The organism is Flavobacterium sp. MMLR14_040 (genome assembly GCF_033657265.1).
Taxonomy (GTDB): Bacteria; Bacteroidota; Bacteroidia; order Flavobacteriales; family Flavobacteriaceae; genus Flavobacterium.
The window spans coordinates 190,060-211,821 of the sequence record NZ_JAWVWO010000003.1 but is presented as its reverse complement, the minus strand read 5'-3'; the positions used below and the strand labels follow the sequence as shown (position 1 = coordinate 211,821).

Below are 21,762 nucleotides of genomic sequence, written 5' to 3'. Positions count from 1 at the left end.
TCTATGAATATTATCAAAAAAATATTTTCAAAATCCCGTTCTCAAGAAGACGGGATTTTTTTTGACACTATTCAGAAAATACTTGGTTTTCAGCCTGTTTCCATTGATTTTTATAAGAAAGCATTTACGCATCGATCTTCAAACAAATTGGATGAGCAAGGAAATGCGATAAATTATGAACGATTGGAATTTTTAGGTGATGCAATGTTAAGTGCTGTGATTGCTGCACATTTGTTTAACAAAGCACCAAATGGCGATGAGGGTTATTTAACCAAAATGCGTTCTAAAATTGTAAGCCGTGAGCATTTGAATGAATTAGGCAAAGACTTAAATCTGGTTCGGTTTGTAGAAAGCAAGGTACCAGTACAGCATTTTGGAGAAAATATTCATGGTAATATTTTTGAATCACTTGTTGGTGCTATCTATTTAGACCGCGGTTATGCGTTTTGCGAAAAGTTTATCCAAAAAAGAGTCATTACACCTTATGTTGACATCGCAAGACTGGAAGGAAAAGTAATTAGTTATAAAAGTTTGGTTATCGAATGGTGTCAGAAAGAAAAGAGAATCTTTCATTATGACATTTTTGAAGATAATGGTATAGACGGACAACGCTTATTTGGTGTAAAATTAAGTATAGACGACAAAGTAATTGCTAGAGCAAGAGCTACTTCAAAAAAGAAGGCTGAAGAAAAGGCATCGCAAAGAGCTTATTTTGCTTTTCAGGAAAAAATAGATAAGAAATAACCATAAAAATGCTTTAACTTTCTTAAAGCTATAACGTTTTCGTTTATAAATTAACAAAAACAACCGCGTCTTAACTATTGATGCTCCAATAGAAATAGTATATTTACACCTAGATTTTTCATGATATGGCAATTCATAGATTGGATTTAGACGAATTTGACGAAATTGATTATTATTTAATGGCAATTCATACTTCGATAGAAGATTATAGATTAGCCTATTTTATCAATAAAAAACTTCCGATCAACTTAAGTAAGAGCAAAAACGAGATCCATGCTCAGACTAAGGAAGGTGAGGCAAATTTTTCTAGGTTTTATTATTATGATTCTGAGAAAGCCGTGACATGGAATCTAATTCAGAATAAAAATGAAATCATTTCAGTGAGTACAAATGATTTCCAGAATTTGTTTTCCAATGAAACAAGTGAGGTTTCAACAACAATTCATTTACTTCCTGAATTTAAAAAGGTGGATTTTTTCCTGAAAATAGAGAATAGTGAAGAGGCTATTGATTTTTCAGAAATTCAACAACAATTAAATACCATCGAGAGCATCGCAGCTATTTATGTTGTTGATACCAATAAAATAAAATCAAAGAACAATTTAATTTTTTAAAAAAAATGCTAACAAACAAAAAAACTAAAATTGTAGCTACACTTGGGCCTGCATGTAGTACGAGAGAGATTATCAAGGATATGATCGAAGCAGGGGTTAATGTGTTTAGAATCAATTTTTCGCATGCAGATTACGAAGGAGTAAAAGACAAAATTAATATCATTAGAGGCTTAAACGACGAGTTTGGTTACACAACTGCAATCCTTGGAGATTTGCAGGGGCCAAAGCTTAGAGTTGGTGTAATGGAAGAAGGAACAGTAGTACATGATGGTGATTTAATTACTTTTACAACTGCAGAAGATATTTTAGGAACGGCTCAAAAAGTGTTCATGAAATACCAAAACTTTCCAAATGATGTGAATCCGGGTGAGCGTATCTTGCTTGATGACGGAAAACTTATTTTTGAAATTATTTCTACTGATAAAAAATCAGAAGTTGTTGCCAAAGTAATTCAAGGTGGAGAATTAAAATCTAAAAAAGGAGTTAATTTACCAAACACTAAAATCTCTTTACCGGCTTTAACTGAAAAAGATATTGCAGATGCCATTTTTGCTATTGAACAAAAAGTAGACTGGATTGCACTTTCGTTTGTAAAAACACCTCGTGATTTACAAGATTTACAAGAATTAATTGCTAAGCATTCGGAGTACAAAATTCCAATTGTTGCAAAAATTGAAATGCCGGAAGCACTTGAAAATATAGATAAAATTATTGCTTATTGCGATGGTCTTATGGTTGCTCGTGGGGATTTAGGAGTTGAACTTCCTGCACACGAAGTGCCATTGGTACAAAAAGATTTAATACGCAGAGCAAAAACGGCTAGAATTCCTGTTATCGTTGCTACTCAAATGATGGAGACAATGATTACAAGTTTAACGCCAACAAGAGCAGAAGTAAATGACGTTGCTAACTCAGTAATGGACGGAGCAGATGCTGTAATGTTGTCTGGAGAAACTGCTACAGGTAATTATCCGGTACAGGTAATTCAAAAAATGACTCAAATTTGTGAGGCAGTTGAGGATTCTCCACTTATTCAGGTTCCGCAAAACACGCCACAAATTAAAACAAAACGTTTTGTTACTAAAACAGTTTGTCATCAGGCAGCTTTATTGGCAAATGAAATCAAAGCAAAAGCAATTTGTACTTTAACAAATAGTGGTTATACAGCTTTTCAAATTTCAGCATGGAGACCATCAGCACATATTTTAGTATTTACTTCAAACAGAAGAATCTTAACACAATTGAATTTATTATGGGGAGTAAAATCATACTTCTACGATAAAGACGAAAGTACAGATGATACTGTAACTGATGTTAACGAAATTGCAATTCAAAAAGGATACGCTGTAAAAGGAGATTATTTAATTAACCTTGCAGCAATGCCAATTAAAGATAAAGGAATGGTTAACACCATGAGAGTTTCTGAAATAGAATAATTTTTCATTTTGAAAATAAAAAAAAGCCATCAATTTAGATGGCTTTTTTGCGTTAAATACTTTTTTATTTTTTAAAATTAAATCCCTAATCACTATATAAATTTACCAATATAGTTTCCTAATGATAAAGTGTTCTGTTTACTCTTTTTTTGCTTTGTCTCCTTTTTTATTTTACAGAATGTGTAAATGCAACTAAATAAAGCATTTATGTCGTTTCATTTTATAAAATGAAACAACCTGAACCTCTTTCGATACATTTTTTCGGTTTTTTATTAATTAATTTTGAGACACTTAATAAAATGTTAAGAAATTTCTTGTTTTCAGTTCTCGTAATCATGCTTAAATAATCAATCTGTATGTTAACAAACAAGAATACATTTTTCTTTAGCATAACTTAAGAAATTAATTCTCTGATTTACACATTACCATATATACAAAAAGATTATTAATAAATTTTTATTACCATGAAACAAATAAATTTTAAATGGAGATTTAAGAATGCAATGTTATTTGCATTAATATGTTTTTCAGTAGTTGAAATTCAGGCACAGAATTCAAAAAAGCCCAATATCTTAATACTTTGGGGAGATGACATTGGAACCACTAATATAAGTGCTTACAGTGATGGTATAATGGGATATACAACACCTAATATTGATCGTCTGGCAAACGAAGGATTACGTTTTTTACATTATTATGGAGAACAAAGCTGTACTGCCGGACGTGCTGCTTTATTAACAGGACAGCATGGTCTTCGTACCGGACTTACAAAAGTAGGTTTCCCGGGAGCACCTATGGGAATGAGTCAATTAGATCCGTCTATTGGAGGCATTATGAAAAACTTAGGATATGTTACAGGACAGTTTGGTAAAAACCACGTTGGTGACCGAAACGAAAGCTTACCTACAGTAAATGGTTTTGACGAATTCTTCGGAAATCTTTATCACTTAAATGCCGAAGAAGAACCAGAATTGCCCGATTATCCTAAAGACCCCGAATATTTGAAAAGGTTTGGTCCGAGAGGAGTACTAAAATGTACTGCAACAAATGTTGATGATGCAACCACAGATCCTCGATTTGGAAGGGTTGGAAAACAAAGAATAGAAGATACAGGCCCTCTTACTAAAAAGAGAATGGAAACTGTAGATGATGAAACATCTGCTGCGGCAATAGATTTTATTAAAAGACAAACAGCTGCCGGAAAACCATTTTTTTGCTGGTTCAATGCTACACGTATGCACCTTCGTACACACGTTAGAGCAGAACACAGAGGGAAATATACTCATGGAGACAGTGAATATATTGATGGTATGATCGAACACGATTTAACAATTGGAGATATATTAAAAGCATTGGATGATTTAGGTATTGCTGATAATACTATTGTGGTTTATTCTACAGATAATGGTCCTCATATGAATACATGGCCTGATGGTGCAATGACACCTTTTCGCTCAGAAAAAAACACTAACTGGGAAGGCGCGTACCGTGTTCCATGTTTGGTACGCTGGCCGGGAGTAATTAAACCAGGACAAGTTACAACGGAATTAATGTCTCACAATGACTGGATGCCGACTTTAGCATCAATTGTAGGTGAGCCGGATTTAGTGAATAAACTTTTAAAAGGTTACACTGCAAACGGAAAAAATTACAAAGTGCATTTAGATGGTTTTGATCAAAGTAACTTTTTACGTGGCAAAACGCAAAAAAGTGCCAGGGATAAATTTTTCTATACAGATGACGATGGCTTATTGGTTGGTTTGAGAGAAGGTGATTATAAATATGTTTTTGCAGAACAACGTTTGGGAGGTACAATGGGAGTTTGGGCAGAGCCTTTTACTAAACTGCGCCTACAAAAAATATTTAATTTGTATCAGGATCCTTTTGAAAGAGCCGATATCACTTCAAACAGTTTTTGGGAATGGCAGTTGAATCACGTTCAGCTAATGTATGGCGCAATACAAGATGTAGTTGTATTTGCAGAAACATTTAAAGAATATCCGCCAAGATCAATTCCGCCAAGCTTCTCAGCTTATACTATTATGGAAGAGGCCATGAAAGATATTAAAGCACAGAAATATATTGAGAAGAATGTGCTTCCTAAGTTAAAAGAGGATGAAGCAGCATCAAAAAAGAAATAATAACTTAAAGAAACAGGATTTTAAATAGTCCTGTTTCTTTTCAATTAAATAATATCATCATGTCTAGAAATATATATATAGTGCCTCTGTTTTTATTATTGCTTGTTTCTTGTAAAAAAACAGATACTGCTACAAGTACTAATTCTAATGACAGTACAGTAGTTGTTGCAGCCAGCGGTGATCCATTGCCAAGCTGGAATGACGGTACATTAAAAAAAGAAATTATAGCGTATGTTACAAAAGTGACTAAGAAAGGAAGCCCTGATTTTATTCCGAAAGGAAATAGAATCGCGACTTTTGATAATGACGGGACACTTTGGGCAGAGCAACCTCTTGTTCAGGAATTATTTGCTTTTTACAGAGTAAAAAAAATGGTCGAAGCAAATCCTGCTTTAGCTCAAAAACAGCCTTTTAAGGCAGTTATTGAAAAAGACAAAACCTATTTTGAAAAAGGTGGAGAAAAAGCCCTGATAGATTTAGTTGCCTCAACACACACCGGAATGACAGAAGATGAGTTTGAAGCCGCTACAAAAGATTTTTTTGCCGGAGTAAAATATCCCGGTAAAAATGTTCCTTTAAAGCAAATCAGATATCAGCCGCAATTGGAGTTGTTAGATTATCTGCGTGCAAACGGTTTTAAAACTTTTATTGTCACAGGAGGAACAATTGAAGTAGTGCGTGCTATTGCTGCCGATTTTTACGGAATTCCGAAAGAACAGGTTGTGGGTACCTCTTTCAAATATAAATTTGACGATACCACCAATAATATTACCAGAGAACCTGCATTAGACTTGTTTAATGATAAACAGGGAAAACCAGTTGCAATACAATTACATATTGGTCAAAGACCTGTTTTTGCTTGCGGTAACGAAGGCGGAGCCGGCGATCTTGCCATGTTAAGATATTCTCAGGGAAGTAAATATCCTTCCTTTCAAATGCTTGTAAATCATAACGATTCTATTAGAGAATATAAATATCAGGAAAAAGATAACCTTTCCTTAAATACTGCTGGTAAGTATAAATATCATGTCATCAGTATGAAAGACGATTGGAAAAAAGTATTTGCAGATCAATAATTTGAATTCGTTAGAATTAAAATGAGACAGCTTTAGTGGTTGTTCCATTTTGATTTTAATATTGATTAAAAAATCTTCTAAAAGAAAAATCATGAAAAGTCTCTTGTCTAATATTTCAAACAAATATCTATACGTTACATTTTGTTTTCTTTTAAGTTATGCTGTTGCTGCGCAAGAAGAGAAATCAGGATCGAGTGCTCAGGAATTGGCAGATAAACTGGCCAATCCGGTGGCAAGTTTGATAAGTGTTCCTTTGCAGAATAATTTAACTTATGGAATAGGTGCGTACAATGGATCAAAATACCAAATAAATATACAGCCTGTAATTCCTTTTAAATTGAGCGATAATCTAAATTTAATTACACGTTATATTCTTCCCGTGGTAGATCAGCAGGATGTTACCGGAGAAAATACACATGAGTTTGGTTTGAGCGATGCAACAGTTACAGCGTTTTTTGCTCCTAAAACTAAGGGAATTATCTTGGGAGTTGGTCCTGCTTTTTTAGTGCCAACGGCTACAGAAAAATTTCTGGGAACAGAAAAATTTGGAGTTGGACCAAGTGTTCTGGTCATGCATCAGGGAAAAGGGCTTTCGATAGGTTTTATTGCCAATCAGATATGGTCAGTGGCAGGAAATGAAGACAGAGCTGATTTTAATCAGTTTTATACACAGATATTCTTAACTCATAGTTACAAAAGCGGTGCAAGTTTGGGCATCAGCTCCGAGATTACACAAAATTGGGAAGGAAATACCACACTAATAACGATTAGCCCAAATGTTGGAGCCATTACAAAATTAGGAGGTCAAACAATGCAATTTGCTGTTATGCCATTAATACCAATTATAGGCCACTCAGACATAAGACCTGACTGGGGATTGAGAGCCGTTGTGGCTTTTGTGTTTCCGGGTTGATAGGAGATATATCCAATTAATTCTAAAAAACAAGATATGAAATCAAAAGTTGCATTAATTATAATAATTTGTTTATTGGTTTCTTGTACTAATTCAACAAAGAAAAATGAAACAACAGTTTCTGATTCTAAAGACACCACACAATTAGCCGCATTTAAACCTGTCGATTTTGAAGAACAGTTAATTTATAATCGTGCCGTTGAAGCTGTTATTTGGGGAATGCCAGCCGTTAATTCTGAATTAATGCATGAAAGTCTCATAAAAGCCAGAGGAGATTATAATCAGGTAGTTTATTGGTCAGGATTAATTAGTTCTAAAAATCAGACTTTAACACCAAATCCAGATGTAATTTACATCAATCCTTTTTTTGATACCAGGCAAGGTCCGGTGGTGTTAGAAATTCCGGCAGTCGAAGGAGTTTCGTCATTAACAGGAAGTTTAGATGATGCCTGGCAAACCGCTATAGAAGACATTGGTCCTGCAGGGATCGATAAAGGGAAAGGAGGCAGATACCTTATTTTGCCACCAAATTATAAAGAAGCAATACCATTAGGATATATACCAATGCCATCAGCTACATATACAGGCTACGCTATACTTCGCTCTAACCTAACCGACGGAAGCCCTAATGATGTTAAAAGAGCAGTTGAATATGGGAAAAAGGTGAAAATTTATCCACTTTCAGAAGCGGATAATCCTCCTGCAACAACCTTTGTTGATCTGATTAATGTTGACTTTAGCAATACGATTCCGTACAACACTCATTTCTTTGAAATATTGAATCAATTTGTACAAAGAGAGCCTTGGCTAAAAAGAGATTTGGTTATGATTGATCAGTTAAAATCGATAGGAATAGAAAAGGGAAAAGCTTTTCACGCCGATGCCAGAAGACAGGAAATTTTAAATGCAGCAATCAAAGATGCACACGGCTGGATTGATAAGAAATATGAAACAATATTTAGACAGTCGTTTTATGAAGGAACGCATTGGTCATTACCAGCATTTCCTGATTTTGCCAAATCTATTATGGCCAACTATGAGATAGCTAATATGTATCCTGTTGACGAAAGAGCAGTAAGTTATTCGATTGCTTATTTTAGTGCAAAACATATAGGCGCAGGGCAATACTATTTAATGAGTCCGAGAGATAAAGATAATCAGCCATTGGATGGTTCAAAATTATATAAACTTCATTTACCAGCCAAAGTTCCAGTTAGATTATATTGGTCGGTTACTGCATATGACCGTGAAACTCACGCTTTAATTTTAGGAATGAAATATTTTAGCCGCGCCTCTACAACACCTGGTTTAAAGAAAAATGCTGATGGTTCTGTAGATATATATTTTGGAGCCAAAGCGCCTGAAGGAAAAGAATCAAATTGGGTTCCTACAGATCCTAAAAGAGACTTTGAATTATTAGCCCGCTTCTATGGCCCGGAAAAAGGGTTTTTTGATAAAACATGGAAAATGGATGATGCTGAAGAAGTAAAATAAAAAACACTTGGTATGCCTGAAAAATTCGAAAATAAAATCGAGAATTTATTTGATCCCGTTGCTTCAAAAGCAGAGCGGTATGCAAAAGGCACAGCAATTAGAAAAGTTATTGCACGAAACGCGCATCAGGAATGGAAGGCATCTGAAAACAGAAAAAATCCGGTTGATATTCTTATTGAAACCAGTGTAGGAAGAGTCGAAAGTTTGCTGCCAATACGATATAGTCGAATGATGGAATCGCCATTTTCATTTTTTCGGGGAGCAGCAGCAATTATGGCGTCAGATTTAGCACAAACTCCCAATACAGGCATTCATTTACAGCTTTGTGGAGATTGTCATTTAATGAATTTTGGAGGATTTGCAACTCCTGAACGAAAATTGGTCTTTGATATAAATGATTTTGACGAAACATTTCCCGGCCCATGGGAATGGGATATAAAAAGACTCGCCAGCAGTTTTGCAATTGCAGGAAGATGGAGAAAATTCTCGAATAAAAACTGCAAAGAATTTGCCTGGCATGTGGCCGATAGTTACAAAAGGCATATGCTTGAATACAGTAAATTATCAGCACTTCAAATTTGGTATGCCGATATTGATCTGGCAGAACTTATTGAAAGAGGAGAAGATGAAGAAATAAAAGAATTTCAGCAGAAGCGAATAAAAAAAGCAGCCGAGTATACAGCTCATGAAAAAGAATTTGCAAAAATGACTTATCAGGATGGGTATCGTGCCAGAATAAAAGATGATCCCCCTTTGATTTTTCATCCAACAGAAGAAGAAGGAAAAAAAATTATCCGTGAAGTAGAAACTGCGCATAAACAATATATGGAGTCATTATCAGATGATAAACAGGTTTTATTGAGCAGATATAAGCTGCATGACGTTGCAATAAAGGTTGTAGGCGTGGGAAGTGTGGGAACAGTTTGTGGCATAAGTTTATTAATGTCGGCAACAGGCGAACCCATTTTTTTGCAGTTTAAAGAAGCCAGACAAAGTGTATTAGAACCAAATCTGAAAATCGAAAATAAGTATAAGCATCAGGGTGAACGAATTGTTATGGGGCAAAAATTAATGCAATCTGCATCGGATATGCTTTTAGGTTGGACTCAGGATGATCACAACAAGTTTTTTTACATCCGCCAGCTTCGGGATGCCAAAGTAAAACCGGTTCTCGAAATTATGAAAGCCAGAAATATGATAGATTATGCAAAAGCTTGTGGCTGGGCATTAGCAAGAGCGCATGCACGAACAGGTGATCCTTCAGTATTGTCCGGTTATATAGGAAACAGTAATGAATTTGCCAATGCAATTGCAAAATTTTCTATTTCATATGCAGATCAAAATGATGCCGATTATACTAAAATGCTGGAAGCAATAAAAGAGGGAAGATTACCAATTTCGACAGAAATATAAATTTTACAAACAACAGAAAATTCTTAACAACAAGAAAATATTGAACAATAAAAAAAGAAGTATTTTTATTACATATTCAATTAATTTGTTTAAGTTTATACTTAGGAAAAATTAATTGCTTATTTGTTGGTCAAATGAATTAAAAAAAATGATTTATCTTTGATGTTCTGCAATTATTTGTTTTTTAGGTATTTACGCCATACTCCCGTCATATAAACGCCCTTTCAGATTCTTTCACAGTTTTGAAGCATTTTTTTTAAAATAATTAGAAGTTAAACTCAATTAATCATTAATTTAAATACTATAAGATGAAAAAGAAAATCACATCTATAAGAATAATCCCAATATTATTTTTGGGACTAATTTACAGTTGCTCACCAACAGTAAATGTTACGACAGATTATGACCACGCTGCTAATTTTACCGAATATAAAACCTTTGCAGTTTATGATTTAAAAGCACAGGAAGGACAGGTTAACCAATTAAATGTAGACCGTGTAACAAAAGCCATTCGTTCTGAAATGATCGCCAAAGGCTTTACAGAAAGCAGTACTCCCGACTTAAAAGTAAATGCAGTTTCTATCTTAAAAAATAAACAATCTGTTACGGCAAACTCAGATTTTTATGGTTATGGCGGAATGTATCGTCCATATGGATATTGGGGTGGCGGAGCCATGATGGGCGGCGGTACCACAACGTTTAATACTTACGATTATGTTGATGGTTCTCTGGTAATTGATATTGTCTCTACAAAAACACAAAAATTAGTGTGGCAAGGAATAGGTAATGCACAAATTGATAATAAACCAGACAATCCCGAAGAATTTATAGCAAGTTCTGTCAAAAAAATATTGGCAGGCTTTCCTCCTGGTTTAGCTAAAAAATAAACCTTTTAAGATTTGTTAAAGAGATTATACTTGCTTTAAAGCAAGTATAATCTTTACCGATTCCCCCATATTAAAGCAATATTAACAATTGAAACTTAAGCATATGGTTGATATAGTACTTTCACTCTTCTTTTTTATAGCGACACTGGTTGGTTTTGCTACCTCATTTATGGTTTTGTTTTCACGAAAAAATTACTCAAAAAGTTTTTTTCTAGGACTGTTTTTGTTTAGCCTTGCTGTTGTTAGTGTTTATAATTTTTATTTATCAGCTACTATTTTTAAGCATTTTCCTGATCTTTTTATGATCACAAAATCCTTTATTTTTCTGGTGGCACCTTCTGCATTTCTGTATGTCAGAACGATTTTGTTCTCAGGCAAAATATTTAAAAAATACGATTGGCTGCATTTTTTACCCTTTCTGCTTTATTTTGGTTTAACCATTTTTGTCTGGATTGGCAATTATATTGATCTTCATATAGTTGATTATATTTCTGTAAAAGTACATAACCCGTTTTCTATGTTAAGTCTCACGGTTTGGTTATTATATGCTTTTTGCCAGACAATGATGATTTTAAATTATGATTTGAAAAAATTTAAAGAAAATCATTTCCAGCGTGTAAAAATATTAAGCTGGATAAGAGTTTATAATTTGATGATCCTGCTTTTGTTTTCTACACTTTTTGTGCATTATTTTTTGATGAATCAGGTTAACAATCTTGACTTCTCCTGTTATATATTAATTTCTGCAGTACTTATTTTTACAGTAGGCTGGCTTTATTTCAAACCTCAGGTTTTTTACGATTTTAATAATGAAACAAGTGAAGAAACAAGTAATCATTTTAGTTTTGTTACAGATACTTCATCGGTCATAAAAACAAAAGAAATTAAAAATAGTCTGCCGTTAGTAAAAGAATTAACTCCCGATAAAAAACAGGAATATCTCGAAAAACTGGATTACATTTTTTCTACAAAAAAACTTTTCCTGAAAAAAGATTTTGTTATTCGTGACCTATCTGATGAAACCGGAATCTCTGTTCATCATCTTTCTAATTTAATAAATTCAGAATTTAACCTTCATTTTCAGGACTACGTCAATTTAAAAAGAATCGAATTTTTTAAAGACAAAATAAATGATCCCGAATGGAAAGATTTATCGCTTGAAGGTATGGCTTGGGGATCCGGATTTAAATCAAGAACTACATGTTTTAGAGCTTTTATAAAACATACAGGTAAATCTCCCTCAGAATATTTTAAGATAATCAGAATTAATTCTGAAAAAAGCGCTTCTTTTTATTTAAAAGAATCTTAGAAAAGTCTGAATAATAAAAGCAATACAGGTTTCATTAATTTTTAAAATAAACAAGATGAAAACAAATTTTAATACCTGCAGACAACCAATAAAATTAATCCTTACTTTTTTTCTTTTGCTGATATATTTTACCGGAAATGCTCAGCTTAAAGGCGGACACATTCTTGGTGCAATGGGTTTACAATCCGGAACGCAGGCACCGGCTAACACTTTAAGCGTTTATGTTCCGGGTTATCTTTATGATGCTTGTTCATTGCGCAATGCAAACGGAGATAAATCAGTTGCAAATCCTGATATCACGATGTTTATAACAGGAGCCGGAGCATCCTATATAAGCGACTTTAAAATCTTTGGTGCTAACTATGGTGCAAGTATTTTATTAGCTTTTGCATCAAACACCATTCAGGGAAATTCTCTGGATGCCAAAAACTCACTCGCCTTTACAGATATGTTTGTACAGCCTGTACAATTGGGCTGGCATACCAAAAGAGCCGATTTTGTATTTAGTTATCAAATATACCTTCCGACTGGAAGGTTTACAGCAGGAGCTTCTGACAATGCGGGTCTGGGAATGTTTATGAATGAACTTTCAGCAGGAACAACAATATTCTTTAACGATAAAAAAAACTTTCATTTTTCGGCATTGGCGGCGTATGAAATAAACGGAAAAAAGAAAGATACAGATATAAAAACCGGAGATATTTTAAGCATTGAAGGAGGTTTGGGAAAAACTTTTTATTTGATGAATGCAGAAAAAACAGCACCAAAAGGAATACTTAATGCCGGAGCAATTTATTATTTACAAGGAAAAATATCACCCGACAAAATACCGGTTGGTAATGCTGTAATTGAACCTGCAAAAGACAGAATTGCAGGCATAGGAGCCGAAGTAAACTATTTTCATATAGGTTCTAAAACTTCAGCAGGATTACGTTGGGTTTCAGAGTTTGAAGCTGTAAACCGTTTTCAGGGAAATACCTTTTTTCTTACACTCGCACACGTGTTTAGCCTGGCGAAAGTAATAGAAGAATAACTATTAAGTTGCTGTTTTTTTGTTGAAATAAGATAAATCTTAAATGACTTGAAATGAGAAATACACCTTCCGATTCTATCATTAAAAAACGAAAATTTATTCAGAGAATGGTTTTCATGTTTATGATATGCTTTTTTTCATTTCAAACTATAAAAGGACAAAAAACGCATATTAGCGTAAAAGATTCTCTCGACGGCGCATTCGATTTAAGCGATTATATTATTTATGCACACGGCTTTATTGTAGTTCCAACAATTATAACCGAACCGGCTCTCGGCGGAATTGGAGGTGCAATTGTGCCTGTTTTTCTAAAAAAGCACGCACCTGTTGTTGATGAAAACGGCAAAAAAAGATTTATAAATCCGGATATTACAGGAGGAATCGGAATGTATACCGAAAACAAAAGCTGGATGGTGGGCGCATTCCGTTCCAGTACTTTAATAAAACCCAGAATATTATATCGTGTTATGGCTGGTTATGGCGATATGAATTTATCTTTTTATGCTAATAATTTGCCCAGCGGAAACGATCAGGAATTTAAACTCAATTTTAAATCGACTATTTTTTATACACAATGGTTAAAACAATTTCGCAATCCAAAATGGAGCGCCGGACCACAATATCTTTTTTTAAATTCAAAAATAAAATTACCAGAACTAGATCTTCCCCCTCCATTTGTTGATCCTAAGGATATAAAAAGTACTATTAGTCAATTAGGAGGCGCTATTCAGTTTGATGGTCGCGATAATATTTTTACACCCGATAAAGGAATTCGCATACAATCAGATTTCTTTTGGTCAGACGATGCCATAGGAAGCGATTATGATGCATGGCGCGTTAATCTTTCGGCAATTGGATTTTATCCCGTAACCAAAAAATTAATTGGCGGATTCCGAATTGAAGGAGAACAAGCCTTTGGAAAACCACCTTTTTATCTCCTGCCGGGAATTAATTTAAGAGGAATTCCCGCCGCAAGGTATCAGGGAAAAACAAGTGTCGTAACCGAACTCGAATTGAGATGGGATTTGTACCGAAGATGGAGCCTTATGGGTTACGGTGGTCTGGCAAGTGCTTTTAACGATTGGGATCAGGCTTTTGCAAAACCCGTGGTATACAGTTACGGAACCGGTTTCAGATATTTACTGGCACGGAAATTCAAACTAAGAATGGGTGTTGATGTGGCAAAAGGCCCGGAAGACTGGGCGTATTATATTGTTTTTGGAAGTAATTGGATGAGATAGTTTTAAAGAGAATAGAATAAAGAGTAAAGAGAAATGATTCCCGATAATACTACCGGGAATTTTAAAATAATTTGTGCTAATTTGTGCAATTTGTGGTTAAAAAAAAATTCTATTTCTTCCAATAAGGTTTTACGATCTTATTTTCTTTATGACATAAATAAAGTAATATTACCGAAGCAATCGAACAAAATATAATCGCCTGAAAACTTCCTTCAGGACCAAATTCTCCTCCCGTAATCCATACAGAACCCTGAATTTTGGTAACCAATAAACTTTCTGCTTTTTCGTTTCCTGATGTTATTGCACCAAAAATACCCGATTGCATAAAATTCCACGCAAAATGAATCGCTATCGGAAACCATAAATTTCTGCTGTACATAAAAGCGGCGCCCAATAATATTCCGGCTTCAATAGAAACACACAAAGCAGAAACTAAGTTTGCACCTGGATTTGATAAATGCAATGCTCCGAAAATTATAGCCGAAAGAGCCAAAGCAATATAACTTCCGACTTTTTCTTCCAGAACTCTGAAAAGAATCCCGCGAATTAAAATTTCTTCGAGAATAGCAGCTGTAAAAGCAACTGTAACCGGAATAATAATAAAGGATACAGGATTTACAGCGACGATATTAAAACTTCCGGTAGCGTAAATAACCAAAATAGTCAGCGATTGTAAAACAACGCCAATTAAAATTCCGATGATTAGGTTTTTGGCAAGACCGTTTGTGGCTAATTCAGTTACTTTTCTTTTTTCATAATATTTAAAGAAAAGAATATATCCCGTTAAAGCGAGAACCGAAACGCAAAATCCTTTAATAAGATTTCTGTAGTTTCTGTCAAGAGTAGTTAATCCTAATAATTTGCCTATAATTTGTTGTCCGATAATCACCAACGCCATCGTAACAATGAGCGCCAAAATGATTTTGGTTAATGGGAAATTGAATATTTTTTGTTTTGTGGTAAGAGTTTGCATTTCGATTTGGTTTTAATTTGAAACAAAAGTAAACAGTATCAAAACCAAAAAATAGAATGAAATTTGCCTCTCTTATAATTTTTGAAATTGTTTTGGTAGAAATCCCGTTTGGTTTTTAAATGTTCTGATAAAATGACTTTGATCTGAGAATCCGCATTGAAAAGCAATTTCAGTTAAATTACCCGGATTGGATTGTATCAGCGAAAGCGAACGGTTTATTTTGATTCGGCGCATGTATTCGCCCAAAGTACAGCCAAAATATTTCGGAAAATGTTTTGATATCGTAATTGGATTTAAATTTAAAACCTGTGCCAGATCCTGCAAGTTTGGATTTTCATTCCAGCAATCATTTAGTAATTCACTTAAACTTTTTACCCAAAACGGACTTTTTTCAAACCGTTCCATATGAGCATTCGAATTTGATAATTGTGCAAATAACATGTTGATCGTGTCGCCGGAAAAAGCGTCGGAAACCAGGCTTTCCTTAAAAATCTTCAGGATTATAAATTTGGTAAGTGTTGCATTTTGAACCGATTTTTCGATTGTCGATTCACTTATCTGCAGTTCTTTCAACAGCTTTTCTTCTATTTCAATATTGATGTTTCGCGACGGAAAAAGGGTGTCCTGATTCAGGTGCAATTCGTCGCTGTGATAAAATAACAAGGACCCCGGACCTAATGTTTCGCTAAAGTTTTTTCGTTTCTCGGTAGTTCCGCCTTTCAGGAAAAGGGTAATATGTGCATTATTATGCGAATGCCAGCCCTCATAAACCTTGTTTTGATACTCCGTTTCAACAACTGCAATTCCTTGCGTATTGTCGAAGATTTTTTTGGTATTACCTAAGTATTTCTCTTTTTGGAGTTCGTACATTCCTGGGTTGATGTGGCATTATTAGAGCAGGCAAAATACTACTTATTTAGCAAACAAGGAATAGTTTTTTATAAGTCAATTTTAAACACGAATTTACTTCGTCCGTTCGCTATCGCTCGGGTCACGAATTTGCACAAATTTCAATGTTAGCTTTGTTTGTGAAATTACTTTCACAAACAAATTAGTGCCAATTAGTGAAATCCGTGTTTATTTTTATATCAAGGCCGTTAGGATAGCTATCGGGATGTGTTAATGCAAGTGAAACCCCTTTTTTGAGTTCAATAAATGTTATGTTTCTATGTGTTAAAAATAATTACGCTCAATGAGTTGTATTTTGTAAGTTAATATAGCTTAACAAAAAGATTATGAAAAAATTAACGGAGACAGAACACACAAATTATGTAATATTTAATTGATTTGTAACAAAAATAAAATGTAGTAGACTCATTAGTCAACTATTTAAATCATTGATTATGTATAAAATTACGTTGAAATCAGTTTTTGTTGCGTCGGCATTTTTTGTTGGTGTCAGCAGTTCTTTTGCACAAGACGTTTTGGTTAACTCACTAAAGTTAAATGCAAGTGATAAAAGTAAAGAGAACTTTAAATTCACAGAACAAATTAATTTAGGAACAACTTCGGTAAAAACACAAGGTTCATCAGGAACATGCTGGAGTTACGCTACAAACTCTTTTTTAGAGTCAGAAATGATTCGTTTAGGAAAACAGCCTGTAGAATTATCTCAAATTTACTCTGCCAGAAACGTTTATGTTGAAAAAGGAATTAATTATGTTCGCATGCATGGCGCGGTTACTTTGGGTGACGGAGGTGCTTTGCACGATGTAACCAATATGTATAAAAAATACGGAGCCGTACCAAGAGAAGTGTACACAGGTTTAAACTACGGAACCGATAAAAATAAATTTGGTGAAATGGCAGCACTTATCGAAGGTGTTTTGGCCGCTGTTGTTAAAAACCCAAATGGTGAGTTAACGCCAAACTGGCAAAAAGCATATACTGCCGTTATCGATTCTTATTTAGGAAAAGTGCCGGATAACTTTACCTACAAAGGAAAAAACTATACACCACAATCTTTTGCTAAAGAAGTGGTAGGAATCAACCCTGATGATTACGTTGAAATGTCATCTTTTACAACGGCTCCATACTACCAAAAAACAACAATGATGGTGCCGGACAACTGGTCGTTTGATCAGGTTTACAACGTAAAAGTAAACGACATGACCGATGTTATCGACAATGCGTTGAAAAAAGGCTATACAGTAGCATGGGCGACAGATGTAAGCGAGAAAAGCTTTAGCTGGAAAAATGGTGTGGCTTATGTACCAACAAAGAAATTCGACGACATGACGGCTGAAGAAAAAGCAGACATGTTTAACGGACCAAAACCAGAACCGGAAATTACTCCGGAAATGCGTCAGGCTGCGTTTGACAACTACACAACAACAGACGATCACGGAATGCACATTATTGGTCTTGCAAAAGATCAAACCGGAAGAGAATATTACATTGTAAAAAATTCATGGGGAGAAACAAACGACTACAAAGGTTTCTTGTTCGTAACCAAAAACTTCGTAAAATATAAAACTACTGCTTTAATGGTGAACAAAGGAGGAATTCCTACTGAGATTGCTAAGAAGTTGGGGGTTTAATTATCCTAAGTTTTTAGATATAGAAAAAGCGCTGCAAGAGATTGTGGCGCTTTTTTTGATATATCTTTTAATTATAGAAATATTTAGTCTTATGCTTTTTAGAATTTTCAATAATTCTGATTTTAATTCCATCGTATTCGATGGAATTAAAGAATCACTTTCCTGAGGTCGAGAAGATGATAGAATTAAAAATTTTCAATAAATAAACTTATGATTTATTCTTAATTATTGTAGTGCTGCAAAACTTATGTTGCTTTGTATATCACCAAAAATCTGATTTTTAGATTGACAAAAAAGTTATATTTAATGTGAAAGAAAAGTTTTATATTTATAATTACGGAAATCCATAATGAATAGTTCTAAAAAAAGTTTAAATTCGCCGCATCTTTTAATTGTTAATCAATGAGCAAAATAGAAATTATTATAGACAAAGAACATAATGGAACAGATGTAAGTCTGTCTGGACTGTCCGTCAATAGTACAAATGCTCTTATTGAGATATTAAGTGCATTACGCAATATTGCAGTTCATGAAGGGAAGCCAGATATAAAAATTGGTCTTGTTGAAGGAAGTGCCTGTGCAGTTCTAGAAGGAGAATCTGAAACGATAGAAGATATTCATGCCTCAATTATGAAAGTTGTTCGTAACGATCCTACTCGTGATAATTTTTACGTTGATAATTTACAAGCTATCAAAGAACAAATAAATGATAGAGGGTTTGAAGTAAAAGTAAGATATCTTAATAATGGAAATGATACTTCATTAAGAGATGCATTTAATGTGCCTTTTCGTAAGAAAAGAATTCGTTACAATATTGAAAATAATTTTAATATCGAGTTTTTTCATGGTAAACTACAAAGTAACGGTGGTGATAATCCTAATTTTCATATTATATCAGATTTCGACAAATATGTAATTTCGTGTACCGAAAGACAGGCACAAATTGTAAGTCAATTTCTGTATAAAGAATTTAGATTTTCTGCGTGGGCAAAAATGGGGCCTAATAATAAAATGCAATATCAATACTGTGATATTTACGAATCTAATGGTAGAGATTTTTTTAATGAATTCAAACGTTTTTTTTCTGAATTAAGCAGGTTAGATGGAACGGAAGCTATTAAAAAAATTCATTATAAGTTAAAAGAGTTTTACTCAAATAACGAGTTTGCAGAAGCTAGAAAATTTATTCGTATTTTTTTAAATGATACGGTAGAGGTTAGTGCTCTAATGGCGATATTGATAATTTCAAAAAGATTTAAAAACCATCCTGATTTGGAAGAGTTGCTAATTAAAGTGGAAGAGTTGATTGTAAGTAAAACTAAAAAACCTGTATACTAATGCCTATAGAAAGAAATTTTATTGAAGAAAACTTAATGCTATTGAGTGATTGTGATAATTCTGAGGATTTTGTTGCTATTGGAATAGTTGTTAACAGAAATGGTAATGGCTCACATTCAGGACTAATAATTTGTTTAGAAGAGCAGTTTTACTTTTTTCATTATACAGGTACTGATGTATTAATAGATGTATTGAACGAATCTGATGGAATGCCTACGAATTTGTATATTAAGAAGCTAACAATATTTGAATCATCTCAAGTTACATATGTAAAAGCATTCTGTGAAATTCTTCAAGATGAAGCTCAGCCTCAATATGGATGGGTATTTACAGATTCATTTTATAATGGTGATGGGACTTATTATTCAGAAGAGGGTTTACCTGATATAACAACATGTGTGGGCTTTTGTATAAATGTAATTCGTGGTATTTTATATAATAATGAGGCTTATATATCTATAGAAGATTGGGATGATTCATCTTTTAGTGAATATCAACACGATTTTATGGATATGATTACACAACAACTAGCAAGATTAGAAGAAATTGATCCTGAAAGACTTGCTGAAATAACTCAAAACACATTTAAAAGAATTATGCCGACTGAATTGACAAGCTCGGGTTTTTTTGAAGATCTACCAATAAGAAAAAACAGTATTGATCCTGTTAATCCAATTGTCGTAGACGTAATATTAGGCAGGCATATTGCGTCCTAACGTTTATTTTTATTCTCACTCTTCAAAAAGTGCCTCATTATTCCATAATCTTTTGCTGGCATTTTAATTGTTTTTCAGAACATCTTCGTATCTTTTGTAAATTAAAAATAGAATATGAGTTGGATAGATTACCCTCAAAATAGACCTACTATTTCCCGAACCTATTTAGTTTCTATCCAAAGACCTTATGTTGGTGGAAATTTTACTTTTAAATATGTCGCATATTATAATGTCAATACTAATAATTGGCATAAATGTGATGGATTTGATGACGATAGCATTAAAGAAATAATTACTCATAGAGTAGTTGGATGGATAGATGTTGCTACTTATCTTGTATAAAAAATTTCAAACTATGAAAAACAAACTAATATCCTTGCTTCAAGAATTACTTATTGAAACAGATGAAATAAATAAGGTTAGTATAAAAGCTTCTATAATGCAGAATACCAAATTCTTAGCTAAACCGTCAACTTTTGGAGAGTTTAGTAATTTAATGAAACATGTGAATGCGTATATGGAATCTTCAATAGATGCAAATAAAGTAAATATCGAAAAAGTTATAGATCGAATTAATGAGAAGTTATAAAACTCTAATAAATAGAAAAAAAACTCTTTTCAGGTGAATTTTTCATTTTTTATACAGGATATATTATTGTCTAAATAATATATTTTCCTTAAAAAAATCTACTTCCCTTTCAACAACTTCTCCAAAAATTCAACTTTCTCTTTTTCAGCCAAAACCAAACGCTCATAAAGTTCAACAACCTTATCAAGCGGATTAAATGAGCAATTATGATTTACTACAGGTCCACTATTAATAACAGATCCTTCGTAATTATTTTGAATATTATTTAAAACCGCTTCTTAAGAGAAATTCTTAATTCCTTCAACCGACACGCCTAAAACTTCACCAATTGCCTTAAGTTTTTCCTCATCGATTGTTTCGCTGTTTTCAATAGCAAAAATAGCTTATTGTTTAGTTCCTAAAGCTTGCGCCAATGCTTCTTGTTTCACAACAGCGAGAAATTTACACTTAAACGGTTTTTCAGGCAATTTACGGAAAACACAAACCGTAAGTAATTCAAAATCAGTATATTTGTATAATGTTTTCACTGACAATAATGTTATTTAATCTATTATGAAAGCTTATGTACGATATTTTATAGCAACTATGTCTGTTCTTTCTTTTCATATTTACGGACAAACAACCAATGATATTGCAATGACTTCTACAAACGGAAATGCAGCTTCAAAAGCTGAAACGGCACCTAAAGAAGATCTCGTTATAGTGGGGTATTATGTGGAAGAAGTTATTAATATGACTTTCGGAAAAAGAATTACAAAATACGAAGTTTCAAAATTAGATATGGTCTACACAAACGATCTGGGACCAAATAATACCAGAACAGTAACACCTATATACAGAAAAGCCAAAGTAAAAAAAGTCAATACAGCATTAGCATTAACATCAAAAAGTATTGTTGATAGCACCTCTATAAAAATCGAACCAGTCAACGTAGAAGTAATTGCTCCTGGCGAGGCACAAAAATACATTAGCATAGACATAATCGATACCTATGTGAAAGTTTTAGACAAAGGGTATAAATCTATAATGATGCTTACAAAAGTTGCAGACAAGGCTTATTTTAATGGTGATTTGGTTATGGCGGCTAAATACTACGAAGAACTGTTTAATATGACTTCTGATTTAGAGCCAATGTATTATTATAGATACGCACAGGCATTAAAAGCAATTAACCAAAAAGATAAGGCTGATGAAATGATGCGTATGTTTGAAAGTGAAAACATCAGTAATAATGCATTGAAGGGCACCAAATTGGTTAAAAACTAAGCTTGAATATAAAACAAAAAAAAAGACTATCGATTGATA

Annotated in this window: 20 protein-coding genes and 1 pseudogene; 18 read left to right on the top strand and 3 right to left on the bottom strand. The window is 33.7% G+C overall.

What is annotated here, in order from left to right; translation table 11 throughout:
- Positions 1-3: 3 nt before the first annotated feature.
- From rnc to SD960_RS06080, 12 genes are all read left to right on the top strand, one after another.
- Positions 4-744, top strand: a complete 741-nt coding sequence (gene rnc / locus SD960_RS06135) for a ribonuclease III (protein WP_073394550.1) — start codon at positions 4-6, stop codon at positions 742-744.
- Between the two features lie 125 nt (positions 745-869).
- Positions 870-1,358 carry an IPExxxVDY family protein gene (locus SD960_RS06130; RefSeq protein ID WP_042564775.1) on the top strand — a complete coding sequence of 163 codons (489 nt, stop codon included), beginning with the start codon at positions 870-872 and terminating at the stop codon, positions 1,356-1,358.
- 5 nt (positions 1,359-1,363) lie between these two features.
- The gene (pyk, locus tag SD960_RS06125) at positions 1,364-2,794 is read left to right on the top strand and encodes a pyruvate kinase (protein ID WP_318801471.1); all 1,431 of its coding nucleotides are present in this window, start codon (positions 1,364-1,366) and stop codon (positions 2,792-2,794) included.
- Between the two features lie 464 nt (positions 2,795-3,258).
- The gene (locus tag SD960_RS06120; protein WP_318801470.1) at positions 3,259-4,935 is read left to right on the top strand and encodes an arylsulfatase; all 1,677 of its coding nucleotides are present in this window, start codon (positions 3,259-3,261) and stop codon (positions 4,933-4,935) included.
- A gap of 59 nt (positions 4,936-4,994) precedes the next feature.
- Positions 4,995-6,011: an HAD family hydrolase gene (locus SD960_RS06115; RefSeq protein ID WP_318801468.1), complete on the top strand. Its 1,017-nt coding sequence runs from the start codon at positions 4,995-4,997 to the stop codon at positions 6,009-6,011.
- A 91-nt stretch (positions 6,012-6,102) separates the two neighbouring features.
- Positions 6,103-6,924 carry a hypothetical protein gene (locus SD960_RS06110; RefSeq protein ID WP_318801467.1) on the top strand — a complete coding sequence of 274 codons (822 nt, stop codon included), beginning with the start codon at positions 6,103-6,105 and terminating at the stop codon, positions 6,922-6,924.
- A 36-nt stretch (positions 6,925-6,960) separates the two neighbouring features.
- Positions 6,961-8,418, top strand: a complete 1,458-nt coding sequence (locus SD960_RS06105) for a DUF1254 domain-containing protein (protein ID WP_318801466.1) — start codon at positions 6,961-6,963, stop codon at positions 8,416-8,418.
- Between the two features lie 12 nt (positions 8,419-8,430).
- A complete protein-coding gene (locus tag SD960_RS06100; protein ID WP_318801465.1) occupies positions 8,431-9,831 on the top strand; it encodes a DUF2252 domain-containing protein in 1,401 nt (466 codons plus the stop codon).
- A 308-nt stretch (positions 9,832-10,139) separates the two neighbouring features.
- Positions 10,140-10,718 carry a DUF4136 domain-containing protein gene (locus SD960_RS06095; protein ID WP_318801463.1) on the top strand — a complete coding sequence of 193 codons (579 nt, stop codon included), beginning with the start codon at positions 10,140-10,142 and terminating at the stop codon, positions 10,716-10,718.
- A gap of 301 nt (positions 10,719-11,019) precedes the next feature.
- Positions 11,020-12,027 (top strand): helix-turn-helix domain-containing protein, encoded by a 1,008-nt coding sequence (locus SD960_RS06090; RefSeq protein WP_318801462.1) that lies wholly within the window; start codon positions 11,020-11,022, stop codon positions 12,025-12,027.
- 55 nt (positions 12,028-12,082) lie between these two features.
- Positions 12,083-13,060, top strand: coding sequence for a transporter (locus SD960_RS06085; RefSeq protein WP_318801461.1), 978 nt, complete (start codon positions 12,083-12,085; stop codon positions 13,058-13,060).
- A gap of 53 nt (positions 13,061-13,113) precedes the next feature.
- Positions 13,114-14,301 carry a hypothetical protein gene (locus SD960_RS06080; protein WP_318801459.1) on the top strand — a complete coding sequence of 396 codons (1,188 nt, stop codon included), beginning with the start codon at positions 13,114-13,116 and terminating at the stop codon, positions 14,299-14,301.
- A 109-nt stretch (positions 14,302-14,410) separates the two neighbouring features.
- Here the strand turns inward: SD960_RS06080 and SD960_RS06075 are convergent, their stop codons facing one another.
- Both SD960_RS06075 and SD960_RS06070 read right to left on the bottom strand, forming a co-directional pair.
- Positions 14,411-15,274 (bottom strand): type II CAAX endopeptidase family protein, encoded by an 864-nt coding sequence (locus SD960_RS06075; protein ID WP_318801458.1) that lies wholly within the window; start codon positions 15,272-15,274, stop codon positions 14,411-14,413.
- A 72-nt stretch (positions 15,275-15,346) separates the two neighbouring features.
- Entirely contained in the window at positions 15,347-16,144 is a 798-nt protein-coding gene (locus tag SD960_RS06070) for a helix-turn-helix transcriptional regulator (RefSeq protein WP_318801456.1), read from the bottom strand.
- Positions 16,145-16,617: 473 nt separating this feature from the next.
- Here SD960_RS06070 and SD960_RS06065 point away from each other — a divergent pair, with 473 nt between their 5' ends.
- The 5 genes from SD960_RS06065 (at position 16,618) to SD960_RS06045 (ending at position 20,457) form a co-directional block, all read left to right on the top strand.
- Positions 16,618-17,814 carry an aminopeptidase C gene (locus SD960_RS06065; RefSeq protein WP_318801455.1) on the top strand — a complete coding sequence of 399 codons (1,197 nt, stop codon included), beginning with the start codon at positions 16,618-16,620 and terminating at the stop codon, positions 17,812-17,814.
- A 402-nt stretch (positions 17,815-18,216) separates the two neighbouring features.
- Positions 18,217-19,152 (top strand): hypothetical protein, encoded by a 936-nt coding sequence (locus SD960_RS06060; protein WP_318801454.1) that lies wholly within the window; start codon positions 18,217-18,219, stop codon positions 19,150-19,152.
- Positions 19,152-19,868: a hypothetical protein gene (locus SD960_RS06055; protein ID WP_318801453.1), complete on the top strand. Its 717-nt coding sequence runs from the start codon at positions 19,152-19,154 to the stop codon at positions 19,866-19,868. Before SD960_RS06060 ends, SD960_RS06055 begins: the two co-directional genes overlap by 1 nt.
- A gap of 114 nt (positions 19,869-19,982) precedes the next feature.
- On the top strand, positions 19,983-20,210 hold the full coding sequence (locus SD960_RS06050) for a hypothetical protein (RefSeq protein WP_318801452.1): 228 nt from the start codon (positions 19,983-19,985) through the stop codon (positions 20,208-20,210).
- 13 nt (positions 20,211-20,223) lie between these two features.
- Positions 20,224-20,457 carry a hypothetical protein gene (locus SD960_RS06045; protein ID WP_318801451.1) on the top strand — a complete coding sequence of 78 codons (234 nt, stop codon included), beginning with the start codon at positions 20,224-20,226 and terminating at the stop codon, positions 20,455-20,457.
- A 98-nt stretch (positions 20,458-20,555) separates the two neighbouring features.
- On the opposite strand, the pseudogene SD960_RS06040 reads toward SD960_RS06045, so the two are convergent.
- Positions 20,556-20,924, bottom strand: a pseudogene (locus SD960_RS06040) (helix-turn-helix domain-containing protein).
- A gap of 85 nt (positions 20,925-21,009) precedes the next feature.
- Here SD960_RS06040 and SD960_RS06035 point away from each other — a divergent pair.
- Positions 21,010-21,723, top strand: coding sequence for a hypothetical protein (locus tag SD960_RS06035; RefSeq protein WP_318801450.1), 714 nt, complete (start codon positions 21,010-21,012; stop codon positions 21,721-21,723).
- Positions 21,724-21,762: the final 39 nt, after the last annotated feature.

What these genes read in the sequence shown, in the direction of transcription:
- SD960_RS06095 (WP_318801463.1), top strand. Translation starts at nt 10,140, where the DNA reads ATGAAAAAGAAAATCACATCTATAAGAATAATCCCAATATTATTTTTG.
- SD960_RS06060 (WP_318801454.1), top strand. Translation starts at nt 18,217, where the DNA reads ATGAGCAAAATAGAAATTATTATAGACAAAGAACATAATGGAACAGAT.
- SD960_RS06105 (WP_318801466.1), top strand. Translation starts at nt 6,961, where the DNA reads ATGAAATCAAAAGTTGCATTAATTATAATAATTTGTTTATTGGTTTCT.
- SD960_RS06075 (WP_318801458.1), bottom strand. Translation starts at nt 15,274, where the DNA reads ATGCAAACTCTTACCACAAAACAAAAAATATTCAATTTCCCATTAACC.
- SD960_RS06035 (WP_318801450.1), top strand. Translation starts at nt 21,010, where the DNA reads ATGAAAGCTTATGTACGATATTTTATAGCAACTATGTCTGTTCTTTCT.
- SD960_RS06065 (WP_318801455.1), top strand. Translation starts at nt 16,618, where the DNA reads ATGTATAAAATTACGTTGAAATCAGTTTTTGTTGCGTCGGCATTTTTT.
- SD960_RS06130 (WP_042564775.1), top strand. Translation starts at nt 870, where the DNA reads ATGGCAATTCATAGATTGGATTTAGACGAATTTGACGAAATTGATTAT.
- SD960_RS06070 (WP_318801456.1), bottom strand. Translation starts at nt 16,144, where the DNA reads ATGTACGAACTCCAAAAAGAGAAATACTTAGGTAATACCAAAAAAATC.
- SD960_RS06050 (WP_318801452.1), top strand. Translation starts at nt 19,983, where the DNA reads ATGAGTTGGATAGATTACCCTCAAAATAGACCTACTATTTCCCGAACC.
- SD960_RS06100 (WP_318801465.1), top strand. Translation starts at nt 8,431, where the DNA reads ATGCCTGAAAAATTCGAAAATAAAATCGAGAATTTATTTGATCCCGTT.
- SD960_RS06110 (WP_318801467.1), top strand. Translation starts at nt 6,103, where the DNA reads ATGAAAAGTCTCTTGTCTAATATTTCAAACAAATATCTATACGTTACA.
- SD960_RS06055 (WP_318801453.1), top strand. Translation starts at nt 19,152, where the DNA reads ATGCCTATAGAAAGAAATTTTATTGAAGAAAACTTAATGCTATTGAGT.
- SD960_RS06045 (WP_318801451.1), top strand. Translation starts at nt 20,224, where the DNA reads ATGAAAAACAAACTAATATCCTTGCTTCAAGAATTACTTATTGAAACA.
- SD960_RS06090 (WP_318801462.1), top strand. Translation starts at nt 11,020, where the DNA reads ATGATCACAAAATCCTTTATTTTTCTGGTGGCACCTTCTGCATTTCTG.
- pyk (WP_318801471.1), top strand. Translation starts at nt 1,364, where the DNA reads ATGCTAACAAACAAAAAAACTAAAATTGTAGCTACACTTGGGCCTGCA.
- SD960_RS06115 (WP_318801468.1), top strand. Translation starts at nt 4,995, where the DNA reads ATGTCTAGAAATATATATATAGTGCCTCTGTTTTTATTATTGCTTGTT.
- SD960_RS06085 (WP_318801461.1), top strand. Translation starts at nt 12,083, where the DNA reads ATGAAAACAAATTTTAATACCTGCAGACAACCAATAAAATTAATCCTT.
- SD960_RS06080 (WP_318801459.1), top strand. Translation starts at nt 13,114, where the DNA reads ATGAGAAATACACCTTCCGATTCTATCATTAAAAAACGAAAATTTATT.
- rnc (WP_073394550.1), top strand. Translation starts at nt 4, where the DNA reads ATGAATATTATCAAAAAAATATTTTCAAAATCCCGTTCTCAAGAAGAC.
- SD960_RS06120 (WP_318801470.1), top strand. Translation starts at nt 3,259, where the DNA reads ATGAAACAAATAAATTTTAAATGGAGATTTAAGAATGCAATGTTATTT.